This window comes from Sphaerotilus sp., from assembly GCF_041083715.1.
GTDB lineage: Bacteria > Pseudomonadota > Gammaproteobacteria > Burkholderiales > Burkholderiaceae_C > Sphaerotilus.
In genome coordinates, this window is sequence record NZ_JBFPGY010000190.1 from 1 (window position 1) to 2,849 (window position 2,849).

Annotated in this window: 2 protein-coding genes; both read left to right on the forward strand. The window is 70.2% G+C overall.

The window, feature by feature from the left end:
* Positions 1-347, forward strand: a 347-nt coding sequence (locus AB3X43_RS08500; RefSeq protein WP_369429410.1) for a c-type cytochrome, incomplete at its 5' end; no start/stop codon positions are given.
* A 44-nt stretch (positions 348-391) separates the two neighbouring features.
* Positions 392-2,755 (forward strand): ATP-binding protein, encoded by a 2,364-nt coding sequence (locus AB3X43_RS08505; protein WP_369429411.1) that lies wholly within the window; start codon positions 392-394, stop codon positions 2,753-2,755.
* The last annotated feature ends 94 nt before the right edge of the window (positions 2,756-2,849 follow it).

Below are 2,849 nucleotides of genomic sequence, written 5' to 3' on the forward strand. Positions count from 1 at the left end.
CCCTCGCCGCGACGGCCGCGCAAGCCGGCTCGGCCAAGGACGACGCCATGCTCGCCCTGGCCAGCAAGAGCGGCTGCATGACCTGCCACCACATCGACCCGGGCGCCAAGGGTCCGGATGGCCTCGCGCCGATCGGACCGGCCTGGAAGGACGTCGCCGCCAAGTACCAGGGCGACAAGAAGGCCCTCGGCACACTGACCCACACGGTGCTCACAGGCTCCAACCCCTACGAGAGCCACTGGAAGGGCAAGGCCTCCGGGCTGGCGATGCCGCCGAATGCCGTGGCGATCAAGGAGGCCGACGCACGCAACCTCGTCAAGTGGATCCTGGCTCTGCAGCCGGGCTGACCCCCGTCTGGTGGCGGGCAGGTCTGCGATGATCCTGTCCGCCGATGAACACCGCCACCGTCCGCCTCCTCGCCATCGTCCTGTGCCTGCTCGCCCTGTGCGGGCTGCTGTCGCTGGCACCCGAGGCCGTCCGCGCCGAAGAAACCGAGACGCCGGATGAAGGCCGCAGGTCGGCGGTGATCGAGGTGAAAGAAGCCCTGTTCGCGCAGGATCTGCACTCGGCACCCATGCCCGTGCCCCTGCCCGACACCTGGAGCGCCCGCGACCTGGACGACACGGGCATCGGCCACTACCGGATCCACATCGAACTGCAGGCCGCCCCCACCGAGATGTGGGCGCTGTGCATGTCGCGGCTCAGCGATGTGCACGAGGTGCGCCTGAATGGCTGGCTGGTCAGCGGCGCAGCACTGGACCACCTGGATCCGGTTGTCGCGGGCGGCTATCCGACGCTGCAGTGGATCAGTCTGCCGCCGCACATGCTGCGGGTCGGTGTCAACCACCTGGAGCTGTCGGTGGCGCACAGCAGCCGTGGCGGCCTGTCCACCGTGGTGGTCGGCCCGGCCGCCGCGATGGCCGGGCACTACCTGACCAGCCTGCGCCTGTCGGTCATGCTGCCGATCTGGCTCAACGTCGCGGGTGCCGCACTGGCGGTGGTCATGCTGCTCATCTGGTGGCGGCGGCGCAGCGAGCGGCTGCTGGGCAGCTTCGGCGCACTGTGGGTACTGATCGCGGTCAGCAACATCGCCCACTACAACATGGTGACCGCCGCGTCGCCACTGCTCGTTGCCGCCTTCTTCGCATTGCAACTGGTCGCATCGGCAACACTGTGCCGGACAGCGATGGTGCTCTCCGGCCATCCACACCCGGTGGCTCTCGGCATCCTGCAGGTCAGCACCACAGTGCTGCTGGCGATGGCCGCCTATGGATGGCTCACGGACTCGCTCGAAGCCGTGCGAGCGGGCAGCTACCCGATGATGTTCGCCGGCATGGTGCTGGCGATCGTGCCGCTGTGGCAGGAGACCCGGCGACTGCCACTGCTCCTGCGCTGTGCGCTGGTGGCCGCCGTGGCGGTGTCGATGCTGGCCGCCCTGCACGACTATGTGTACTGGCGCGGCCTGACCTCGGTGATGGACACCTTCTGGCTGCCCTACGCACTGCCGGTGTCGCTGGCCATCGTCGGCGGGGTGCTGATCAAGCGGCTGGTCGGCGCCCTGCACCAGGTGGAGCAGCTCAACGCCGACCTGGAGCGCCGCGTCGTCGAACGCACCCACGCGCTGCAGCAAGCCAACCAGGCCAAGACCCGCTTCCTCACCGCCGCCAGCCACGACCTGCGCCAGCCGGTGGTGACGATCGGGCTGCTGATCGACCTGCTGCGCGAGCAGGTGCCGATCGCACTGCGGCCGATGACCGACCGTGTCAACGAGGCCGTGTCGTCGATGGAGGACCTGCTCAAGGGCCTGCTCGATCTGTCGCGGCTGGAGGCCGGCACGGTGCGCCCGCGCCTGCAGACGGTCGCGCTGCAGGCACTGTTCGACGCGATCGCCACCCACGAGGGCGAGACGGCGCGCCGCAAGGGCATCACGCTGCGCTTTCGACCGACACGCGATGCGGTGGTCTCCGATCCGGTGATGCTGGAGCAGATCCTGCGCAACCTGGTCAGCAACGCGGTGCGCTACACCGAATCCGGCGGTGTGCTGATGGCCGCACGGCGCCAGGGCGAAACCCTGCGCATCGAGGTCTGGGACACCGGACTCGGGATTCCGGAGGCGCTGCAGCACACCGTCTTCGAGGAATTCGTGCAGATCGCCGACCAGCGGGGCACCCGCCCGGTCGCACGGCAATCCGACGGCAGCGGGGATGGCAGTCGCGGACTCGGACTGGGCCTGTCGATCGTGCAGCGCAGCGCGGCACTGCTCGGCCATGGCCTGCACCTGCGCTCGCGGCTGGACCGCGGCAGCTGCTTCTCGGTGCGGGTGCCGCGCGCGCCAACGCCACCGACCGTGCCGCTCGGCCCGGAGGGTGATCCGTATCCGCTGCGCGGCCTGCGCCTGACGGTCGTCGAGGACGAACCGGCCGTTCAGGCGGCGATGCGCGCACGGCTGGAAGCGTGGGGGGCCACGGTCCGGACCCACGATGGCCTGACGCCACTGCGGCGCCACCTGGCCAGCCTGCCGCGCGGCCATGTCGGCATTGACCTGCTGATCACCGACCACCGGTTGCGCGGCGCGACCGGCGTGGAGGTGATCGAAGCCGTGCGCCGCTATGGCGGCCCGGTGCCGGTGCTGGTGGTCACGGGAGACACGGCCCCGGACGATCTGTCCCTGCTGGCCGCGAGCGGGCTGCAGGTGCTGCACAAGCCTTTCCGGGCCGATGCGCTGCTGGCAGCCATCGTGCAGGCGCTGCGCTGACGGCCGGGCGAGCGCGCCGGGCTCAGAACTGCGCCTGCAACCCCACCGACACCGTCCCGACATGGCGGCTGGCAGTGCTGGCCGAGCGGGCGTT

Coding starts and splice junctions, on each gene's coding strand:
- AB3X43_RS08505 (WP_369429411.1), top strand. CDS start 392: ATGAACACCGCCACCGTCCGCCTCCTCGCCATCGTCCTGTGCCTGCTC.